This is a genomic window from Novosphingobium sp. SG919 (assembly GCF_012932495.1).
GTDB classification, from domain to species: domain Bacteria; phylum Pseudomonadota; class Alphaproteobacteria; order Sphingomonadales; family Sphingomonadaceae; genus Novosphingobium; species Novosphingobium rhizosphaerae.
In genome coordinates, this window is sequence record NZ_JABCNG010000006.1 from 94,588 (window position 1) to 113,983 (window position 19,396).

The 19,396-nt window shown below is 66.3% G+C and carries 17 protein-coding genes; 10 read left to right on the top strand and 7 right to left on the bottom strand.

Features of this window, described 5'->3' with window-relative positions:
- Positions 1–2: 2 nt before the first annotated feature.
- The 4 genes from ligA to FHT19_RS20575 all read right to left on the bottom strand — a co-directional run bounded on the left by ligA (position 3) and on the right by FHT19_RS20575 (position 3,557).
- Entirely contained in the window at positions 3–476 is a 474-nt protein-coding gene (ligA, locus tag FHT19_RS20560) for a protocatechuate 4,5-dioxygenase subunit alpha (protein ID WP_248290584.1), read from the bottom strand.
- Positions 473–1,498, bottom strand: a complete 1,026-nt coding sequence (locus FHT19_RS20565; RefSeq protein WP_169476605.1) for an amidohydrolase family protein — start codon at positions 1,496–1,498, stop codon at positions 473–475. Before FHT19_RS20565 ends, ligA begins: the two co-directional genes overlap by 4 nt.
- Positions 1,495–2,328, bottom strand: a complete 834-nt coding sequence (locus FHT19_RS20570; protein WP_168556452.1) for an NAD(P)-dependent oxidoreductase — start codon at positions 2,326–2,328, stop codon at positions 1,495–1,497. The genes FHT19_RS20565 and FHT19_RS20570 overlap by 4 nt, the downstream gene beginning before the upstream one ends.
- 62 nt (positions 2,329–2,390) lie before the next feature.
- On the bottom strand, positions 2,391–3,557 hold the full coding sequence (locus FHT19_RS20575; RefSeq protein ID WP_169476606.1) for a LysR family transcriptional regulator: 1,167 nt from the start codon (positions 3,555–3,557) through the stop codon (positions 2,391–2,393).
- 122 nt (positions 3,558–3,679) lie between these two features.
- Between FHT19_RS20575 and ligK the strand changes: the two genes are divergently transcribed.
- From ligK to FHT19_RS20595, 4 genes are all read left to right on the top strand, one after another.
- Positions 3,680–4,354, top strand: coding sequence for a 4-carboxy-4-hydroxy-2-oxoadipate aldolase/oxaloacetate decarboxylase (gene ligK / locus FHT19_RS20580; protein WP_169476607.1), 675 nt, complete (start codon positions 3,680–3,682; stop codon positions 4,352–4,354).
- A 79-nt stretch (positions 4,355–4,433) separates the two neighbouring features.
- Positions 4,434–5,495, top strand: a complete 1,062-nt coding sequence (locus FHT19_RS20585; protein ID WP_169476608.1) for a 4-oxalomesaconate tautomerase — start codon at positions 4,434–4,436, stop codon at positions 5,493–5,495.
- Positions 5,496–5,604: 109 nt separating this feature from the next.
- Complete coding sequence (locus tag FHT19_RS20590) at positions 5,605–6,474, top strand: amidohydrolase family protein (protein WP_169476609.1); 870 nt, start codon at positions 5,605–5,607, stop codon at positions 6,472–6,474.
- A 319-nt stretch (positions 6,475–6,793) separates the two neighbouring features.
- Entirely contained in the window at positions 6,794–8,017 is a 1,224-nt protein-coding gene (locus tag FHT19_RS20595) for a hypothetical protein (protein WP_169476610.1), read from the top strand.
- A 42-nt stretch (positions 8,018–8,059) separates the two neighbouring features.
- On the opposite strand, the gene FHT19_RS20600 is transcribed toward FHT19_RS20595, so the two are convergent.
- Entirely contained in the window at positions 8,060–10,333 is a 2,274-nt protein-coding gene (locus tag FHT19_RS20600; RefSeq protein WP_248290610.1) for a TonB-dependent receptor, read from the bottom strand.
- A gap of 348 nt (positions 10,334–10,681) precedes the next feature.
- Here FHT19_RS20600 and FHT19_RS20605 point away from each other — a divergent pair, with 348 nt between their 5' ends.
- The 4 genes from FHT19_RS20605 (at position 10,682) to FHT19_RS20620 (ending at position 14,001) form a co-directional block, all read left to right on the top strand.
- Entirely contained in the window at positions 10,682–11,098 is a 417-nt protein-coding gene (locus FHT19_RS20605) for a secondary thiamine-phosphate synthase enzyme YjbQ (RefSeq protein ID WP_169476844.1), read from the top strand.
- Between the two features lie 2 nt (positions 11,099–11,100).
- The gene (locus FHT19_RS20610; RefSeq protein WP_168556572.1) at positions 11,101–11,502 is read left to right on the top strand and encodes an acyl-CoA thioesterase; all 402 of its coding nucleotides are present in this window, start codon (positions 11,101–11,103) and stop codon (positions 11,500–11,502) included.
- 82 nt (positions 11,503–11,584) lie between these two features.
- The gene (locus tag FHT19_RS20615) at positions 11,585–13,426 is read left to right on the top strand and encodes a hypothetical protein (RefSeq protein WP_169476613.1); all 1,842 of its coding nucleotides are present in this window, start codon (positions 11,585–11,587) and stop codon (positions 13,424–13,426) included.
- Between the two features lie 44 nt (positions 13,427–13,470).
- On the top strand, positions 13,471–14,001 hold the full coding sequence (locus tag FHT19_RS20620; protein WP_169476614.1) for a hypothetical protein: 531 nt from the start codon (positions 13,471–13,473) through the stop codon (positions 13,999–14,001).
- A gap of 92 nt (positions 14,002–14,093) precedes the next feature.
- Here the strand turns inward: FHT19_RS20620 and FHT19_RS20625 are convergent, their stop codons facing one another.
- Both FHT19_RS20625 and FHT19_RS20630 read right to left on the bottom strand, forming a co-directional pair.
- On the bottom strand, positions 14,094–16,556 hold the full coding sequence (locus FHT19_RS20625) for a DNA translocase FtsK 4TM domain-containing protein (RefSeq protein ID WP_169476615.1): 2,463 nt from the start codon (positions 16,554–16,556) through the stop codon (positions 14,094–14,096).
- Positions 16,557–16,635: 79 nt separating this feature from the next.
- On the bottom strand, positions 16,636–17,181 hold the full coding sequence (locus tag FHT19_RS20630) for a thiamine phosphate synthase (protein ID WP_168556442.1): 546 nt from the start codon (positions 17,179–17,181) through the stop codon (positions 16,636–16,638).
- A gap of 22 nt (positions 17,182–17,203) precedes the next feature.
- On the opposite strand from FHT19_RS20630, the gene FHT19_RS20635 reads away from it, so the two are divergent.
- Entirely contained in the window at positions 17,204–17,884 is a 681-nt protein-coding gene (locus tag FHT19_RS20635) for a YggS family pyridoxal phosphate-dependent enzyme (protein ID WP_169476617.1), read from the top strand.
- A gap of 218 nt (positions 17,885–18,102) precedes the next feature.
- Positions 18,103–19,392 carry a GGDEF domain-containing protein gene (locus FHT19_RS20640; protein WP_169476618.1) on the top strand — a complete coding sequence of 430 codons (1,290 nt, stop codon included), beginning with the start codon at positions 18,103–18,105 and terminating at the stop codon, positions 19,390–19,392.
- Positions 19,393–19,396: the final 4 nt, after the last annotated feature.

Below are 19,396 nucleotides of genomic sequence, written 5' to 3' on the forward strand. Positions count from 1 at the left end.
GGTCAGTTGTCCTTCCCGGTTTCCTGCGCGCGCGCGGCGGCGGCCAGGTTTTCCTTGATCGAGCGATTGCCTTCGGGCGAGCGGCCGCCATCGAGCATCATCTGGCGATATTCGGGCCAGGTCATGTCCGTCATGGTCGAGACCGCCTCGGCAAAGGGCAGGCCATCGGACGAGAACAGCTTGGACAGGAAATAGACATTCCCGCCCATGTCGAGCAGCGTGTTGTAGTCGCGTGCCAGCAGTGCCTGCTTGGCCTCTTCGCTGATCTTCCATTCGTCCAGATAGGCGCGTTCATCCGCCTTGAACCGGGCGCGGTTTTCCGCCTTCATCAGGCTCATCGCGAACTGGTTGATGTGATAGCCCTTGCGAGCACGCGCGGCGGTATAGACGCGGGTGCCGGGGATATCGTCGAATTCGGCCAGATATTCGTGGATGTCGCGCGGCTTGCTGTCCGGCGCTCCCTTGTCGATGCTCACAGGCCTCTCTCCTTCAGCTTTTCGTCAAGGCGCGGGAACACGCGGCGGGCATTGCCTTCGAAGATCGCATGGCGCTGCGCGTCGGAGATGTTCAGCGCATCGACATAGCGCTTGGTATCGTCGAAATAGTGGCCGGTCGTCGGGTCGATGCCGCGCACGGCCCCGACCATTTCCGAGCCGAACAGGATGTTCTTGGTTTCGATCACTTCGGCCAGCAGGTTCACGCCGGGCTGGTGATAGACGCAAGTATCGAAGAACACGTTGTTCATCAGGTGCCCGTCGAGCGCCGGCTTTTTCAGCATGTCGGCCAGGCCGCGATAGCGCCCCCAGTGATAGGGCACCGCGCCGCCGCCATGCGGGATGATGAAACGCAACGTGGGGAAGCGGCTGAACAGATCGCCTTCGAGCAACTGCATGAACGCGATCGAGTCGGCCGCGATGTAATAGGCGCCGGTGGCGTGCATCGCCGGGTTGCAGCTGCCCGAAACGTGGATCATCGCCGGCACATCGAGTTCCACCATCTTTTCATAGAAGGGGAACCAGAATTCGTCCGTCAGCGGCGGATGCTTGAAATGGCCGCCGCCCGGATCGGGATTGAGATTGCAGCCGATGAAGCCCAGCTCGGTCACGCAGCGCTCCAGCTCCGCAATCGAGCTGGTCATGTCGGCCTCGGGCGACTGGGGCAGCATGCACACCCCGGCGAACACGTCGGGATAGAGCGCCACGACGCGCGCGATCAGGTTGTTGCAGGCCTGGGCCCAAGGCACGGCCACGCTCTGGTCACCCACGTGCGGGGCCATGGCGCTGGCGCGGGGCGAGAAGATCGTCATGTCGGCGCCGCGTTCCTTGATCAGGCGCAGCTGGTTGGCCTCGATCGTCTCGCGGATCTCGTCATCGGAAATATCGGGGTAGGGCGGTGCCGCCTCGCCCGCCTTGAACGCGGCCTTCTGCGCTTCGCGCCAGGCATCATGCGCCTTGGGCAGCACGGTGTAATGGCCGTGGCAGTCGATAATCATGGTCATTCGGCCGGTTCCTTGGTGGTCTTTGCTGGTGTTTCGAAGGCGATGGTGTGGCCGGCCTGGCTGCGCTGGCGCGCCACGGTGCCGGTGGTCATCAACGGTTCCACGCCCAGGCCGATGAGAGTCTTGGCCGACTCCTCCATCTCGGCGGCGCGGCGCAGGCCGTGCGTCGTCATCCGCTCGATGTTGTAGGCGGCGCGGGTGAACCAGCTTTCGCTCTTCTCGCTCGCATCGAGCGAGGCCAGCACTTCTTGCACCACGCCCGCCTTGGTGGCGGCCAGCATCATTTCGGCGGTCAGCGCTTCCACGCCCTTGACCATGATCGAGCGGATCATCTTGATCGCACTGGCCCGGCCCACATCGGCGCCGACCACGCGAACGTTGGTAAAGCCGACCGCGCGCAGGGCAGCCGCCGCATCATCGGCCGCAGGGCCGGATACCAGCAGCGGCACCTTGAGCCGCGCGGGGTTGACCGGGGCCAGCACCGCCACATCGACATAGCGCGCGCCCGCCGCTTCCACTGCCAGCGCGGCCGCCCGCTTGGTATCGGGCGCCACCGAATTCATGTCGCAGAACAGGGTGCCCGGTTCGAGCACGGGGGCCACATCCCGCGCCACGGGCAGCGCGGCATCGGCAGTGACCAGGCTGAGCACGAGGCCGGCACCAGACAGCGCGCTGTCGGCCGTGGCCGCAGAGAGCACCCCGGCCTCTTCCATGGCCGCATGGCGCGCAGGATTGATGTCAAACGCCTGTGCCGACGCTTCCCAGCCAGCCGCCTTGGCAAAGGTCGATCCGGCTTCGCCGAACCCGATCAGGGCAAGTGTTCTCTCCATGGCGCACCTGTTGCGACCCTTACGCTACGCATACAAATGCAAAGAGCGCGCAAGGTATAAATTTATGCGAGGCCTTTGTCGGCCACCTCGCGCAGCAGGGCAAGGAATGCGGCCTGCGGCGCGGTGGGCCGCCACAGCGTGCGGTGCGTCATCCCGATGGTGCGCCGCACCGGCACCGGGGTGGGCCGCGCAGCCAGCAGCCCGACATCGAGTTCCACCGCCAGTTGCGCCGGGCTGAGCAGCGTAAGCGCATCGGAACCCACCAGCAATTGCCGCACCGTGAGCACCGAACCGCATTCGATGCCCACGTGGGGCGGCGCCTGGCCGGTGGCAGCCTGCATCATCGCTTCCCAATAGTGCCGCAGCGGCGTGTCGCCGCCAGGCAATATCCACGGATAGTGCCGCAATGCCGCCGGATCGAGCGGCACGGCCGGATCGGCCAGCGGATGCCCCGCGCGCATGACCAGCGCGGGGCGATCCTCGAACGCAGCTTCCTGCACCAGATCGTCAAGCGCGGTGGTTTCGCGCAGGGCGCCCAGCATGAAGTCGATTTCCCCGTCGCGCAGCGGGCCGACGAGTTCGGCATGGCTGCCTTCGACCACGGCCACGTCCACGCCGGGATAGCCTTGCGCAAAGCGCAGCAAGGTTTCGGGCAGCCAGCGCGCCCGCGACAGCGGCATGGCGCCGATGACCACGCGGCCCGCCGCCTTGCCCTGCCACGCCGCCACTTCGGCAAGGCCACTGCGCAATTCGGCCATGGCCAAGCCGAAGCCGCGCGCGCGGCGCGCACCGGCCGGGGTGAGCAGCACGGTGCGCCCGCGCCGATCGATCAGCCGCTGGCCCAGCGCCACGCCCAGATCGGCCACGGCGCGGTGGAGCGAGGCCGCCGAAAGCCCGGTATCCTGCGCGGCCCCGGCATAAGAACCGGCCCGTGCCAGGGCCAGGAACGCGCGCATCTGCGTGCCCGTCACGCGCGGCGAGCCGATGTGCTCGATCGCTGCCTCGGCGCGCGGGGCCAAGAGGCGCGCCGGTTCGGTGGCGGTCATGCCGGCCGCGCCGCGTTCGAACAGCAGGCAGCCCAGGTCCGCCTCCAGCCTGGCGATCGCCTGGGTCAGGGCGGGCTGGGTCAGATTGATGGCGCGGGCCGCGCGCGTCACGCTGCCGTGGCGCACGGTGGCGGCAAAGGCCGCAAAGTGGCGGATGTTGAGCGCGGAATCGGAGCGGTTCATCCATCCAGACTTAGCATTTCCTTATGACACACGCCAAACATTGCATTTGGCGCTGCCCGCCCCCGGTTCCAAATGCAGCCATCCGTGCCGAACCGGCTCAGCTATCAAGGGAGACAAGCGCCATGTCGGGTATCGTCGTGCAGAACATCGAACGGGCCGATCCGGCCGTGATCGACGGCCTGGCCGCCTGTGGCGTCGCCACCGTTCACGAAGCGCAGGGCCGTACCGGCCTGCTCGCCAGCTATATGCGCCCGATCTATCGCGGCGCGCGCATTGCCGGCTCTGCCGTGACGATCAGCGCTCCTCCGGGCGACAACTGGATGGTCCACGTTGCCATCGAACAGCTCAAGGAAGGCGACATCCTGCTGCTCGCCCCCACCTCGCCTTGCGAAGACGGCTATTTCGGCGACCTGCTCGCCACTTCGGCCCAGGCGCGCGGCTGCCGTGGCCTGGTGATCGACGCCGGCGTGCGCGATGTGAAGGACCTGACCGAGATGCAGTTCCCGGTGTGGTCCAAGGCGATCTATGCGCAAGGGACGGTGAAGAACACGCTGGGCAGCGTCAACGTGCCGGTGGTCTGCGCCAATTGCGCGGTGAACCCCGGTGACGTGATCGTGGCCGATGACGATGGCGTGGTGGTGGTGCCGCGCGAAAAGGCCGCCGAGGTGCTGAAAGCCGCGCAGGCGCGCGAAGCCAACGAAGGCGAAAAGCGCGAGAAGCTGGCCAATGGCGTGCTGGGCCTCGACATGTACAAGATGCGCGAGCGACTGGAGAAGGAAGGCCTGAAGTACGTTTGAGGCCAAAACATTAGCCCCCTCCTCTTCAGAGGAGGGGGAGATAGGCTCGCCCCTCCCCCGCAACCAAGGAGCAAGACCCATGACCACCGGAATTTCCGCGCCCTGCATGTGGATGCGCGGCGGCACGTCGAAGGGCGGCTATTTCCTGAAAGACGATCTGCCCGCCGACGTGGCGACGCGCGATGCCTTTCTGCTGGGCGTGATGGGTTCGCCTGATCCGCGCCAGATCGACGGGCTGGGCGGCGCCGATCCCTTGACCAGCAAAGTGGCGGTGGTCAGCAAGTCTGCGCGCGAGGGGATCGATGTCGATTACCTGTTCCTGCAGGTCTTCGTCGACCAGGCGATTGTCACAGACGCGCAGAACTGCGGCAATATCCTGGCGGGCGTGGGCCCCTTTGCGATCGAGCGCGGCCTTGTGGCGGCGACGGGCGATGAAACCCGCGTGGCGATCTTCATGGAGAACACCGGGCAAGTGGCCGTGGCCACGGTGCGGACGCCGGGCGGCGTGCCGACTTATGCCGGGGAAGCCGCCATCGACGGCGTGCCGGGCACCCATGCCCCGGTGCCGCTGGAATTCCGCGACACCGCCGGCTCCTCGTGCGGGGCGCTGCTGCCCACCGGCAACGCGGTGGACACCATCCAGGGCGTGGCGGTGACGCTGATCGACAACGGCATGCCCTGCGTGGTGATGAAGGCCGAAGACGTGGGCGTGACGGGCTATGAAGACCGCGACTGGCTGGACAATGCCACTGACCTGAAAGCGCGGATCGAGGCGATCCGGCTGGAAGTGGGCCCGCTGATGAACCTGGGCGACGTGAAGGACAAGTCCGTGCCCAAGATGATGCTGGTGGCCCCGCCGCGCAACGGCGGCGCGGTGACGGTACGCAGCTTCATCCCGCACCGTGCCCACGCCACGATCGGCGTGCTCGGCGCGGTTTCGGTGGCGACGGCCTGCCTGCTGGACGGATCTCCTGCGGCCGACGTCGCCCAAGTGAGCGATGGGCCGCGCAAGACGCTCTCGGTGGAGCACCCGACCGGCGAGATGAGCTGCGTGCTGGAAGTGGACGAGGCCGGCGCAGTGAAGACCGCTGCCCTGCTGCGCACCGCGCGCAAGCTGATGGATGGGGTGGTTTTCGGGTGACGTTGCGCTTCTTGCCCTTCGACAGGCTCAGGGCGAACGGAGCGCAAGAATTCAAATAGGATGCCGTTCGGGCTGAGCCTGTCGAAGCCCGGCTTTCAAGGACAAGACCATGACCGACCGTATCGTTTCCTGGCACGGCAATCCGTCGAAGCCGCGCTATACCCCGCCGGCCGGCGCGATCGATGCGCATTGCCATGTGTTCGGCCCGATGGCGCAATTCCCGTTCAGCGCCAAGGCCAAGTACCTGCCCGAAGATGCCGGGCCAGACATGCTGTTTGCCCTGCGCGACCATCTGGGCTTCGACAAGAACGTGATCGTGCAGGCGAGCTGCCACGGCACCGACAATGCCGCCACGCTTGATGCCATTGCCAAGTCGAACGGAAAAGCACGCGGCGTGGCCGTGGTCGATCCGGCGATTTCCGAAGCCGAGCTGGCCGCGCTGCATGACGGCGGCATCCGCGGCATCCGCTTCAATTTCCTCAAGCGCCTGGTGGACGACGCGCCCAAGGACAAGTTCCTCGACGTGGCCAAGCGCCTGCCCAAGGGCTGGCACGTGGTGATCTATTTCGAGGCCGACATCCTTGAGGAACTGCGCCCGTTCATGGACGCGATCCCCATGCCGCTGGTGATCGACCACATGGGCCGCCCCGACGTGACCCAGGGGCCGGACGGGGCCGACATGAAAGCCTTCCGCGCATTCCTCGATTCGCGGCCCGACATCTGGTTCAAGGCCACCTGCCCTGACCGGCTGGACAGCGCCGGCAGCCCGTGGAACGCCTTTGCCGATGCGGTGGCGCCGCTGGTGGCGGACTATCAGGACCGCGTGCTGTGGGGTACCGATTGGCCGCACCCCAACATGCAGGACGCCATCCCCGATGACGGGCACCTCGTCGACATGATCCCGCGCATCGCACCCACGCCGGAATTGCAGCGCAAGCTGCTGATCGACAATCCGACCAGGCTTTACTGGGCGGATTGACCGCCATGCCCCGGCCCGCTCGATCGGCCCGGGGCATGCCAATTCGGCAGCATATGGGCATTGACGCGGCAGTCTGATCGGGCATCCCTGGGCATTACGTAACGCAGCGCGATGGGGCGCCTGCGCCGGGCCAAGGGGGGAAATGGGGATGCAGTCAGGCAGTGGGCAACGCGGCGATGAGGATCTCAAATACGATCCTGTCCGCGACGGGAAGGATTGGACGATAGGGGCCACGGCAGTTGCATGGGGCGTTGGCTCCGGGGCGTTCGTGGGCGGCGGGGGCGATGCGGATGACAGCACGCCAACGGACCCGCTTGTCGTGGATGAGACACCGGTCGATCCGCTGGCCGCGCCCTCTACCGAACAGCCCGCAGTGCCCGAAACCGCCCATGCCACCTTGCACCTGGCCGACCTGCCGCTGGCGTGGTCGTTCGACATTTGCGGGTTGAACAGTGGCGGGCTGGCGGTGGCCTGGGGCACCGATAGCAACGCACCCGCGCAGACCGGGGATGTGCTGGTGCGCCTGCTGGATGCGACACTGGCGCCGATGGGCAACGGCCAACCGATCACGGTCAACACCGATCCGGCCTGCACCGTCTATGGTATTGGCCTGGCACCGCTGAGCAACGGTGGCTTTGCCGTGTGCTGGACTGGCTATCCCGCCGCCACGCCGGGCCGCGCCGCCCTGATGGTGCGCCGTTTCGATGCTGCCGGCGCGCCGTTGGGCACGACATACACGATCGCCAGCGCGGCCGGGCCTGTGCTTGGTGCGCTGATCCCGCTGGACGACAGCGGCGAAGGCAGTGTGGCAGTGCTGAGCGCTTTTACCGGGCAGGCCTGGATCCTCAACGCCCACAACGGCACGCTGTCCGCCCCCTTTGCCATCGATAGCGGGCACGACGGCTTTGCCCCGATCAAGGCGGCGCCGCGACCGGGCGGCTTTACCGTGCTGTTTGGCGAGCGCAGCGTACCGATGTCTCCCGCGGTGCCGAGCCGGTTGGTGGCGCGCGACTATTCCGTGCGGATCGGGCGGCAGCAGATCGCGCCCGTGGCGGTCGCCCATGATGTCAACAGCCCGCGCACCCCGGTCAACGACCTTTCCGACAGCAATTACCAACCCGACTTATGGGTGCGCGAAACCGGCGAAACGCTGGTGACGTGGATCTCCAACGGCACGGACGATGCCGCCGCCGGCCAAGTGCTGATCGCGCGGTCGGAGGCGAACGGGGCGTTTTCGCAGCCTGCCTTGGCCAGCCAGGGCGCAACCACGCCCTATTCGTTCTCCTCGGCGCTGGCCGGCACCGCCGATGGGCGCTTTGCCGTGGCATGGGACAGCCGCGACGGGGTGCGCTATCCGGTGGCGACGACCATCGCGTTCCAGCGCTTTGACAGTGCCTGGATGGCGGTGGGCGGGGTGGTTTCCTGCCTGGCAGGCGGGATGGCGCCGCTGGTGCGCACCCTTGCCGACGGGCGGCTGGTAGTGGCCGCCGTGGTCAGCACGGGCACGACCAATACTCTCAACGCCGCAGTGTTTGCCGCCTGACTGTGCTCTCTCCCGCCCCGCGCGGGGCGGGAGAGACGCCGTTCAGAACGTGTAGCCCAGCGTGAGCACGGCCGAGCGCCCCTCGCCCGGCACGGCCCAGCCATTGTTGCGGATGGAAGTGTAGTACTTCTTGTTCGTCAGGTTCTGCACGTTGACTTGCGCCGACAGGCCATTGTCGAGCTTGTAGCCCAGCGAGATGCGGTGGGTGAGGTAGGACGGCGCCTTGTACATCGTCGCACCGGTGGAGTTGGTGAGGTACCAGCTGCCCTGGTACGTCACACCATAGCCGGCTTCCAACCCGAACGGCAGGTGATAGCTGGTGTAGAGGCTGCCCGACCACGCCGGCGTGTTGGTCAGCGGGTTGCCGGCCTGCACGTCGCTGGTCGGGCAAGTCACCGTGCCGCCCGTGGGCAGCGTCTGCGTGGCGCCAAGGTGGCCCTTGCAATAGTTCGAGATCGACTGCTTGACCACGCCGTCGAGGTACATGCCGTTGGCAAAGATCGTCCAGGCTGGGGTGATCTTGCCCGAGAGGCCCAGCGACACGCCATCGACCTGGCTGCGCCCGTCGAGCACGTTGGTGGTGCCGACCAGCGGATCGTTGGCCGCCACGGGATAGTTCGTGCGTTCGTTGCGGAACACCGAGGCGGTCAGTTGCAACTTGCCCTGCGCCAGATCGACCTTGCCGCCCAGTTCGAAGTTGGTGGCGGTTTGCGGGGCAACGTTGCAGGGATCGCCCAGCAGGGTGGTGCTGGTCACGCCGCAGCCGCTGCGCACCGTGGACGAGGCCGGCGTCTTGCTGTTGCCATAGGCGACATAGAGGCTGGCATTGGCGGCCGGCTTGTAGACCAGGCCCACGCGATAGCTGAACAGATCGTCGGTGTTGTTCTGCTGGGCACCGGTGGTCACCGCGCCGCTCACCGCCACGGTATCGCTGCGATAGCGGGCGCGGTTGTTTTCCCACCGGATGCCGCCATTGACTTCGAATCCGCCGCCCAGCTTGACCGCATCGAACGCATAGAGCGCGATGTTGCGGGTCGAGCCATGGGCAATGGCCGTGGTGATAGTGTTGATCGGGCCGGTATAGACCGCGTTGGGGTTGGCGATGCTGATCGGCGTCATCGTGGGCGTGGTGCCATCGGCATTGCGCAGGCCATTGCCGGACGTGACATCATAGTCTTCCTGCGAATAGGCCGCGCCCAGCGCCAGGGTATGTTCCAGCCCGAAAGTGGAAACCGTGGCAGAGAGATCCACCTGATCGTACCAGATCGACGTATCGGTCAGGCGGAAGGTGCCGCGCGGGCCACTGGGATAGAACGTGCCGGCCGCCTGGGTGGACGAACAAGCCGTGGCCGCGCCAGTGGAATTGGCGACCGTGCCGTTGGCAAGGCACCAGGTCCCCTGCGGCGGATCGACGAAGGTATCCTGCTTGACCTTCTGATAGCGCGCCAGATTGCGGATCGAGACCGTGTCGGAAAAGCGGTGATCGAGGATCGCGGTGGCCTGGTCGACCGTCTGTTCCTGGCGGTCATAGTTCTTGTAGCCGTAGTAGCCGGCATAGCTGGCGCCGGGCAGCAGCCCGCCATAGACCGCGTAGTAGGGCACGCCATACTGCGGGATGTTCTTGTCGCGCTGGTGCAGGTACATCAGGGTCAGGCTGGTATCGCCGGTCAGCCCGAATTTCACCGAAGGCGCCACGCCCCAGCGGCGGTTGTATTCGAAATCGCGGCCCGGCACATCGGCGCTGTGGCCCATGGCGTTAAGCCGCACAGCCACTTCATCGCCCAGCTTCCAGTTGCTGTCCAACGTGCCGCGCCAGTAGTTGGCGGTGCCCACGCCGCCCTGCACCGTGGTGCTGGTTTCGTCCTTGGGCCGCTTGGTCACCAGGTTGATCGTGCCGCTGATCGAACCCGATCCGCCGAACACGGAATTGGCGCCGTTGGTCACTTCGACCTGTTCGATGTTGAACAAGTCGCTGCGCGAATATTGCGCGCTGTCGCGCACGCCGTCGATCTGGATATCGGTGTTGGCGCTTTGCCCGCGCAAATTGATGCTGTCGCCATAGCCGCCGCCGCCTTCGCCAGCGCCCAGGGTGATGCCAGGCAGGATCGAGAGCGCATCCTTCAGCGAAAGCAGGTTCTGCGCCTCGATCACGGCGCGGCCCACCACGGTGACGGTCTGCGGCGTGTCGAGCAATGTCCGGGTGTACTTGGGCGATTCGGCCCGCTCCACCTTGATCGGCGCATCGGCAATCGCGGTGTCCGTCACCGTCACGCCGCCCAGCACGGTCGGCTGCGTTTCCTGTGCCTGGGCAGGCATGGCTGCAAGCACGCCGATGCAACCAACGGCGAGGAACGCGGGCACGGCCGCCGAGCGTGAATTTCCGCTGCGGGCAGGCCGGCGATTGCCTGCCTTGCGAGCAGACGCGGGCTGGGTCGGGCTGGTCATGGTTGGATTTTCCCCTTTGCTCTGAACGGACTGTTGCGCCCTGGTTCGGATAGCCGCGCCTTTATTGCGACTGATTTGCATAATCAACCATGTTGCTAATGATTCGCAGTTATTTCTTTTTGATGGCGATTGGCGGGTGACAGGAACGCGCGGCCGTGTCAGGCTGAGCGCGCCATGAGCACTGCCCCGATCCGATCCGCCACCGTGCCGTCATCCGCCCTGCGCCAGGCCAACACCGAGCTGACGCTGCACACGCCCGGCCCCGGCCTGCACGAATTCACCCGCGAGGCAGCGCAGTGGGTTGCAGAGCAGGGCATGGACAGCGGGCTGCTCACGGCGTTTTGCCGGCACACTTCTGCCTCGCTGTGCATCCAGGAAAACGCCGCGCGCGAAGTGCGCGCAGACGTGTTGCGCTGGCTCGACCGCCTGGCCCCCGAAAACGCGGCCTATGCCCATGATGACGAAGGGCCCGACGACATGCCGGCCCACCTCAAGAGCATCCTGACCGGTGTAAGCCTGTCGATCCCGCTCATCGGCGGGCGCCTGGCGCTGGGCACGTGGCAGGGGCTTTATCTGTGCGAGCATCGCCGCATCGCGCACCGGCGCCACGTGGTGCTGCATCTGCTGGGTGCATGACGATGGCGACGCCCTTTTCACTGACATTCACCGCGCTGCCCGACCACATCGATGAAATGGGCCATGTGAACAACGCCGTGTGGGTGCAGTGGATGGAACAGATCGCCACGCGCCATTGGGAGACTGTGGCATCCCCCGATGTTCAAGCCGCTTACATCTGGCTCGTAACCCGGCACGAGGTGGATTATCGCGGCAATATCACCGTGGGGCAAAGCGTGACGGCCACGACCTTCATTCCCGATCCACCCCAAGGCGCGCGGTTCGACAGGCGAGTGGATTTCACCAATGCCGAAGGCAAAGTCATCGTAAGCGCACGCACGACTTGGGCCTTGCTCGATAAGGACAGCGGCCGCCTTCTGCGCGTGCGGCCCGATTTAGCGGCGCTCTTTTACGCAACGCCTTGAAGTTCGACTCGCCTTATACGCAATAACCCGTATCATTACGCCAAAATGGATGTTCCCGGTTTTGTCCTGAAGGACCATGACCATGGCGCGCATGATTATCAGGACGTTGGGCCGAGCCGCCAAATGGTCGCCCGCTGCACTTGCTTTTGCACTGGCCGCCTGCGGCGATGGCGGAGGCGTCGCCAGCAGCAACCTTCCCAACACGCCGCCCTCACCCCCGCCCAAGCCGACCAACGCCGACTTGGTTGGCAGCCTGATCAGCGAGTCGTTCGTCAACGACGCACGCACCGAGACGGCCTATATGCCGATCACCTCGGCCCGGCCCAACACGGTGACGAGCAGCCCGCTGACCATCGCGTACAACGCGTCGACCCAGACCTACACCGTTACCACCCAGGGCCGCACGCAGGACTTTGGGCCCGCGCAAAAGGACGCGACGCTCACCAACGCAGATGCCACAGTTTACAAGCGCACCGACGGCACGCTGACGGAAACGCTGTCGCTGTCAAAGAATAGCTCCACTCCAGGCACGCCGGACGCCCCACGCTTCCGTTATGTCGGGGCTGGCCTGTGGCAGCGCACGCAGACCGATGCGTCCAACAGCACCACGACCATGGACTATTTCACTTATGGCGTACCCACGCCCGCATCGGCGATGCCAAATTCGGGCACGGCCACCTTTGCGGTGCGCGTCGATGGTGAGGCAGGCTATAGCAAGTATATCCTGGTATTGCAGGGTAGCGGACGATTCTCGGTCGATTTCGCCAGTGGCAAGCTCTCCGGCAGCGGCAATATCGACGGCTACGTCGATGGCCGCATTACGCTCAGCAACCTCGCCTGGTCCTCGCAGGCAAGCCTTGCGGCGGGCGGCACCACATTCTCCGGCAGCTTCAAGACCGGGGACCGGCAGGGCGGGCTCAGCGGCCGGTTCTACGGCCCAAATCACGAGGAGTTGGGCGCCGTCTGGGACAGCAAGCTGCTCGACAATGTGGTGGCGAGCGGCACGATCCTGGGGCGCGACACAGCGACCATGCCATCCAACACGAGCCTTGCGGACCTGTTGATCAACGAGGATCTGGGCGGCCTGGCAAGGTCTGTGCAGTATTCGAAAAGCGCAGCCACCAACACTTACGTGGCGCTGAATCTGAACCGGGTGGATGGCGATACACTGGACATCGACTATTCCGAGACACAGCACGCGCTCGTGCTCGGTGGCGAAAGGACCGGACTTAACGGCCTCCGGGGACCGCTCACCTCCGCCATCAAGGACAACGCCGCCAGCGATGCCACCTACGATGTCTACAGCGCCCGCGACCTGACCAACCAGAACCGCGACGGCACGTTTCGCATATCGCGGCCCGGCCCCGGCAACCAGCTGATCGCGCTGACTTATACCGGGTTCGGCAACTACGAATCGGCAGAAGTAAAGCCCAGCGCCAGTTCCCCGCAATATGTCGACACGGCCTTTGGATTCGGGCTGTCTACGCCCGCATCGGCCATGCCGCGCACCGGCAGTGCCAATTATACCGGGATCATCGTGGGCTATTCCGGCCTGCCTTCCGGTGATGCCATGCGCCCCTATGCCATCAGTGGCGATGTGCAGATGGCCTATGATTTCGGTGGTGCCAAGCTGGCGGGTACGCTCAACCCGGTGGCGACCGACCGCGATACGGGCACCGCTTATGCCTTGGGCGCCTATACGTTCAGCGGCCAGGGTGATGCAGGCAAATCCACCTTTGCCGGTACGTTCGACAAAGTGCTCAACGTGCCGGGGACGGGCAACACCAACGGCGCCGTCACCGGGCAATTCACCGGTCCGCATGCCGAGGAATTCTACGCCTCGTGGCATGCCGGCATGATAGATCCCAAGGGCGGCAGCAATATCGATATGGGCGGTGTGATCGTGGGCAAGCAGAGTAACTGACGCGCTGCCTTTCCTGGCCAGGCAATCGTCGCTAAGGCGCGGCCATGACCACCGATCTTGCCCTGGCCCGTCTTGGCCGCCTGGTTGCCGCCAGCCATTCCTGGGAAACCGCCCGCACGTTCAAGGCTTATGTGCCGAGCGAAGATGACAAGGCCGTGATGGCCGCGCGCGCGCAGGACGTGCTCAAGGTCATGGCCGGCAAGGACGTGACCGCGCCAATGCTCAATGCCGCCTATGCCGTGCATCTGGCGCGGGCCCTGCAGGCGCCCATCGTGGTGGCCGAAGGGGTGTTGAGCGTGGCCGGCACGCCGGTTGCCGAAGACCATGGCTGGGTCATGATCGGCCCATGGCTGGCCGACATGGCGCTGTTCTCGCGCGCCTATGCCCCCGATGCCCCGCCGCGCCTGGCCGCCCACGTGCTGCGCGCGTTCGGCCCGAACAAGGGCCTGTTCTGCGAAGCCTGGCGCCGCACCCCGCGCCTGGGCCTGGGCTATGACCCCCGTCGCGTGCTGGCCGAGGCGGACGTGACCGCGCTGGTGGGCGAGGCGACCGAGGTCTTGCGCGGGGTGGCTTAAGCCCCTCCACCACCACGCTTCGTGGGCGGTCCCCCTCCCCGTCGTGCGGAGGGGCAGGCCGTAGACCTGACGGAGGGGCTAGACGCCCGTCCTCACAGCGGATTGCCATCCTTGTCGCGATAGATCTCGCGCCGGCCCACATGGTTGGCCGGGCCCACCAGGCCATCCTGCTCCATCCGCTCGATCCATTTCGACGCGGTGTTGTAGCCCACGCCCATCTGGCGCTGGATCCAGCTCGCCGAGGCTTTCTGGCTTTCGAACACGAGCTGGCAGACCTGGCGATACTTGCGATCTTCCGGATTGTCGGAGGTATCGAGTTCGTCGAAGCCGAACGAGCCTTCCTCGGGCTCTTCGGTGACCGAATCGACGTATTCCGGCTTGCCCTGGCCGCGCCAGTGATCGGCCACGCGCTCCACTTCCTCGTCGCTGACGAAGGGGCCGTGGACGCGCTTGATCGGGTCGGTGTTGGGCTTGTAGAGCATGTCGCCCTTGCCCAGCAGCTGTTCGGCGCCTTGTTCGCCCAGGATGGTGCGGCTGTCGATGCGGCTGGTGACGGCGAACGAGATGCGCGTGGGCAGGTTGGCCTTGATCACCCCGGTGATCACGTCCACCGACGGGCGCTGCGTGGCCATGATCAGGTGAATGCCGGCCGCGCGGCTCTTTTGCGAGAGGCGCTGGATCAGGACTTCCACTTCCTTGCCCACCGTGACCATGAGGTCGGCCAGCTCGTCCACGATCACCACGATCTGCGGCAGGACCTGGTATTCGAGCTGCTGTTCCTCGAACAGTTCCTCACCCGTTTCGGGATCGAAGCCCACCTGGATGCGGCGGCCGAGCGGCTTGCCCTTGGCCTGCGCGGCGCGCACCTTTTCGTTGAAGCCCGACAGGTTGCGCACCCCGATCGAGGACATCTGGCGATAGCGCCGCTCCATTTCCTCCACCGCCCATTTCAGCGCGCGCACCGCCTTGGCCGGCTCGGTCACCACGGGCGAAAGCAAGTGGGGAATGTCGTCGTAAGACTTCAATTCCAGCACCTTGGGATCGACCAGGATCATGCGGCACTGCGCCGGGGTGAGCCGGTAGAGCAGCGAGAGCAGGATGCAGTTCAAACCCACCGACTTGCCCGAACCGGTGGTGCCGGCCACCAGCAAGTGGGGCATGGTCGCAAGGTCTGCCACGATCGGTTCGCCGGCAATGTCCTTGCCCAGGATGATCGGCAAGAGGCCCTTGGCGTTGACGAACTTGTCGCAGGCAACCAGTTCGCGGAACGAGACCATGTCGCGAATCTGGTTGGGCAATTCGATGCCCATCACGGTGCGCCCGGGAATGGCCGAGACGCGCGCGGAAACCGCGCTCATGTTGCGGGCGATATCGTCGGCCAGGCCGATCACGCGGCTGGCCTTGATGCCCGGTGCCGGTTCCAGTTCGTACATCGTCACGACCGGGCCGGTGCGCACGGCGGTGACTTCACCCTTCACGTTGAAATCATCGAGCACGTTTTCGAGCAGGCGCGCGTTGCGCTCCAGCGCCAGCTTGTCGATCTTGGGCTGGGCGCTGGCGGGAATTTCCTCGAGAATGTCTATCGAGGGCAGCGCGAACTTGTCGAACAGGTCGCTTTGCCGGGCCTGCGCCTTGGCGGCGGGCGCGGGCGTGCGCTGTGGATCGCTGATTTCGGTGGGGCGGCGCGGCGCGGCGGCATCGGCCGGAATGACCGGCGCGCGCGTGTCGAACGGCGGCTCGTCGTCATCGGCCTCGTCGTCATCGGCCAGCAGCGCTTCGCCGGGGGCGGCCGCCTTGGCCTTGGGCGCGCGGCGCTGGCGGGTGGGGGCAGGGTCGGCAGCGCCGTCTTCACGCTGGCCCCGGCGCAGGAACGCGGGGACCGACAGCAGCCGCGCCCAATTGAGCGCAAAGACCCGGCCGGTGAGGAACAGGCCACCGCCCAGTGCCAGCAGGGCCAGCGCCAGGATGATCCAGCCCTGCGCCACCGGCACCAAGCCAGCCAGCGCACGCACGCCGGCCGCCCCCAGCAGGCCGGAAACGCCACCAAAACCCGCCGGCAGGCTGCCACCCGGCCCGGTGAAAGCCAGCGCCAGCGCGGTGCCCGACAGCATCATGGCGAGCGCGAGGCCGATCGCCAGGCGCCACCACGACGGATCGGGAAGCGCTTCTTCCTCTTCCTCGTCCACGTCGATCAGATCGCCGGCGGCGTCCCACAGGCGGCGGGCAAACACGAACAGCAGCGGCACGAGCAAACCGCCAGGCAGGCCGAACAGCACCAGCACCCGCTCTGCCGCCCAGGCGCCGGGCAGGCCCATCCAGTTGTCCACCGGGCTGCCCGAGGCGGTGCTGCCCGAAGGATCGGTCTGGGTATAGCTGGCCAGCGCGAGCGCCAAAAACACCATGGCGCCAAACAGCGTGGCCCCGCCGATCAGTTCGAAACTGCGCCGGAAGCTACGCCGCAGGACGGCGCGCCAATTGGGGCTGCCGCGGCCAACGCCGCTGTTCAACCGGTTGGGCGCGTTGGAACGGTTGGGGGTGAGTGCCCGCGAAGCCATGATGCTGTGTATTCCCTTCTGGCCCCATCATCGCCCCAACCGCCGGGCCGGTCAAGAATCCGCCGTGAAAACCCCCGGATTACCGCGATTTTTGCGACAGGCCGTCGATCGCTGCCCAACCGGCCACGCGCCCGCGAGCCGGCAGGCGCCGCGCCGCGCCGCGGGTCATCCCGCCCAGCGCCAAGACCGGCAGCGGGCTTTGCCGCGCCAGCAGCAGGAACCGCACCATGCCCAGCACCGGGGCGCCGGGATGGCTGCGCGTGGGCAGCACGGGCGACAGCAGCACGGCATGGGCCCGCGCCCGCGCAGCCTGCCCGATCTCGGCCAGGGAATGGGCCGTGGCCAGGCGCATGCCCCGTTCCCGCCCCAGCGTGGCCGGCGCGCCATAACGGCCCTGGGCACCCCCGCCGCACGGCAGGCCGGCCGCGATCAGCAGGACGCCATGCGCCAGCGCCAGGCGGCGCAGCTTGGCCCAGCGGCGGCGGCGTTCTGCCGGTGCCAGGTGATAGTGGCGGAATACCAAGGCACTGCCCGCGGGCAGCCGCGCCAGCGCGCGCGCCAGCACCGCATCGTTGCGCGCATCACTGAGCAGGACCAATCGCGGCACGGGGTAGCGCTTTGCCATGACCGCGCTATAGCACCGCGCCATGACCGGACCAGAGCATCCCCACCCAGAGCATCTCGCGCTTGCCGACATTCGCGCCCGCATCGCCCAAGCGGCGCGCATCGCCCGCCGCGCCGCCGCAGACGTGACGCTGGTGGCGGTATCCAAGACGCACCCGGCCGAAGCGATCGCCCCGTTGATCGCCGCAGGGCAGACCGTGTTCGGCGAAAACCGCGTGCAGGAAGCGCAGAGCAAGTGGGCGCCGCTGCGCGAGCAGCACCCCGGCGTGGAATTGCACCTGGTGGGCCAGCTGCAATCGAACAAGGCCGAAGACGCGGTGGCGCTGTTCGATTGCATCCATTCGCTCGATCGGCCCTCGCTGCTGACGGCGCTGGCCCGCGCGATGGACAAGACCGGGCGGCGCGTGCCGCTGTTCGTCCAGGTCAATATCGGCGCGGAAGACCAGAAGGGCGGCTGCGCCATTGCCGACTTGCCCGGCCTGTTGGCCCAGGCGCGGGATGCTGACCTGCCGGTGACCGGCCTGATGTGCGTACCCCCGGCCGGCATCGAGGCCGCACCATTCTTTGCCCTGCTTGACAAGCTCGCCACCGACCATGGCCTGGCCGGCCGATCGATGGGCATGAGCGACGATTTCGAAACCGCGATCCAGCTTGGCGCCACGCATGTGCGGGTGGGATCGGCGCTGTTCGGCGCGCGGGGCTGAGCCAGCCCCACAATCCTTAGCGCTGGGCCGCCGTTACCCTAGGCATTCATGCGCAGGCACGCGTTCAGCCACTGCCACCAGCCAACCGACTAATGCTGCGCGATGGGGCCTGCATCCGCACGGATGCGGGCTGTTCGCCCGGGTATCCCCGTGGCCGATCCAGGTTGGAAGGGAGCCTCTCAGGCGTGGCGAAAGAGCGGCGGCATTGGTGGCGTCGATTGCGCATTCTGGAACAGCGCGGGTCAACGCTGCAGCGCCTTGGCCTGATGTACAATGGCGCGATTTTGCTGCAGTGCCTGTCGATCACGCTGGTCGCGATCCACGACCTGCTCGACCGGCTGAATGCCGACGACAGCGATCTCCTGCTGATCCTGGCACTGGGACTGCAAGTGACGGTCGTTGCGTCACTGCTGGGTTTTCGCACGATCCTGATGGCCAACCGCGATTACGAAGAGCACATGCGCGCCGATTCCGAAGCGGCGCGGCGGCGCACGGCCGAGCTTTTCGCGATGACCGACATGCTGCAGGCGGCCGAAACCAACGAGGAAGCGGGCGCGGTGCTGATGGTGACCGCGCGGCGCCTGCTCGGTGGCTATGGCGCGGCGCTATACGTGCTCAACAACTCGCGCGACCGGCTCGACCTGGCGCGCCACTGGGACCTGCCGGCGGGATACATCGCGCCGGATTCGCTGGCGGCCAACCATTGCTGGGCCTTGAAACGGGGCAAGGCCCACGTCAACGCACCGGAGGAAGGCGGGCTGTGCTGCGCACACCATGGCGGCGTCAACGCAGTGCTGGAAATCCCGATGATGGCGGGCGGCCAGGTACAGGGCCTGCTGATCCTGGCCCGCAGCGATGCCTTGATCCAACTGGATGGCGGGGAGGAACTGGCCAACTTGCGCCACCTGGGCTCGGCCCTGGCGGACTCGATGTCGCTGGCGCTGTCCAACATCGCGCTGCGTGATCGGCTGCGCACGCAATCGCTGCGCGATCCGCTGACCGGGCTCTACAACCGCCGCTACATGGAAGACACGCTGGAGCGGTTCCTGGCGCTATCCACCCGGTCGGGCAGTTCCACCGCCGTGATCATGATCGACCTGGATAACTTCAAGGATCTCAACGATCGCTATGGCCATGCCAAGGGCGACGCCGTCTTGCGCGACGTGGCGGCGCAGATCGTGGGCGCGCTGCGCCCGACCGACGTGGTGTGCCGTTATGGCGGCGAGGAAATCATCGCCATCCTGCCCGATTGCGCGCTGGCCGATGCCGTGGCCAAGGCAGAGCAGATTCGCCTGCGCATCCAGGGCGTGACCGATATCCAGGGCTGCCCGGTCAGCGCCTCATTGGGCGTTTCGGCCATGCCCGAAACATCGGTGCGAGGCGAGGAACTGGTGCCCGATGCCGATGCCTCGCTCTATCTGGCCAAGGCATCGGGCAAGAATTGCGTGTTCGCCGCAGAGCGCATCACCTCGGGCCTGACGGTGGCCCGGGTGAGCGACAAGGGTTAGTTGA

What these genes read in the sequence shown, in the direction of transcription:
- FHT19_RS20610 (WP_168556572.1), top strand. Translation starts at nt 11,101, where the DNA reads ATGGCGACGCCCTTTTCACTGACATTCACCGCGCTGCCCGACCACATC.
- FHT19_RS20575 (WP_169476606.1), bottom strand. Translation starts at nt 3,557, where the DNA reads ATGAACCGCTCCGATTCCGCGCTCAACATCCGCCACTTTGCGGCCTTT.
- FHT19_RS20615 (WP_169476613.1), top strand. Translation starts at nt 11,585, where the DNA reads ATGGCGCGCATGATTATCAGGACGTTGGGCCGAGCCGCCAAATGGTCG.
- FHT19_RS20635 (WP_169476617.1), top strand. Translation starts at nt 17,204, where the DNA reads ATGACCGGACCAGAGCATCCCCACCCAGAGCATCTCGCGCTTGCCGAC.
- FHT19_RS20585 (WP_169476608.1), top strand. Translation starts at nt 4,434, where the DNA reads ATGACCACCGGAATTTCCGCGCCCTGCATGTGGATGCGCGGCGGCACG.
- FHT19_RS20630 (WP_168556442.1), bottom strand. Translation starts at nt 17,181, where the DNA reads ATGGCAAAGCGCTACCCCGTGCCGCGATTGGTCCTGCTCAGTGATGCG.
- FHT19_RS20600 (WP_248290610.1), bottom strand. Translation starts at nt 10,333, where the DNA reads ATGCCTGCCCAGGCACAGGAAACGCAGCCGACCGTGCTGGGCGGCGTG.
- FHT19_RS20625 (WP_169476615.1), bottom strand. Translation starts at nt 16,556, where the DNA reads ATGGCTTCGCGGGCACTCACCCCCAACCGTTCCAACGCGCCCAACCGG.
- FHT19_RS20565 (WP_169476605.1), bottom strand. Translation starts at nt 1,498, where the DNA reads ATGACCATGATTATCGACTGCCACGGCCATTACACCGTGCTGCCCAAG.
- FHT19_RS20590 (WP_169476609.1), top strand. Translation starts at nt 5,605, where the DNA reads ATGACCGACCGTATCGTTTCCTGGCACGGCAATCCGTCGAAGCCGCGC.
- FHT19_RS20620 (WP_169476614.1), top strand. Translation starts at nt 13,471, where the DNA reads ATGACCACCGATCTTGCCCTGGCCCGTCTTGGCCGCCTGGTTGCCGCC.
- FHT19_RS20570 (WP_168556452.1), bottom strand. Translation starts at nt 2,328, where the DNA reads ATGGAGAGAACACTTGCCCTGATCGGGTTCGGCGAAGCCGGATCGACC.
- ligK (WP_169476607.1), top strand. Translation starts at nt 3,680, where the DNA reads ATGTCGGGTATCGTCGTGCAGAACATCGAACGGGCCGATCCGGCCGTG.